This is a genomic window from Pseudomonas sp. MWU12-2020 (genome assembly GCF_023100605.1).
Lineage (GTDB): Bacteria > Pseudomonadota > Gammaproteobacteria > Pseudomonadales > Pseudomonadaceae > Aquipseudomonas > Aquipseudomonas fluorescens_H.
In genome coordinates, this window is record NZ_JALMEX010000061.1 from 1 (window position 1) to 346 (window position 346).

The 346-nt window shown below is 60.7% G+C and carries 1 protein-coding gene; it reads right to left on the bottom strand.

Features of this window, described 5'->3' with window-relative positions; translation table 11 throughout:
- The coding region (locus tag M0814_RS29040) for an immunoglobulin-like domain-containing protein (protein ID WP_247868587.1) at positions 1-346 on the bottom strand (346 nt) is incomplete at both ends.

Genomic DNA, 346 nt, shown 5'->3' on the forward strand with positions numbered 1-346 from the left:
GCCGGTCAACGCATCGTTCGGTGCGGTGGTAGTTACGGTGCCGGTGGTTTTGCCCACTTCGATGGTGATGTTCTGACCATTGGCCAGAGTTACCACAACTGGCGAGCCAGTCACTGGCGCACCAACGGTCGCGGTGTAGGTGATGGTGCCACCTTCAGCAGCAGACTCGGTCGCGGTCAGTTTGACCGTGGTGGTGTCGATGGTGTCAGTGACGGTGGTCACGGCTGGAACGGTGCTCGGCACCAGATTTTCGAAGTTGCCACCGGTAGCGGTGGAAATGGTCGCTTCGACTTTGCCCGCGTCTTTGTACACGTCATCGGCCGGTGCCGGAACGGTCACGGTGCCG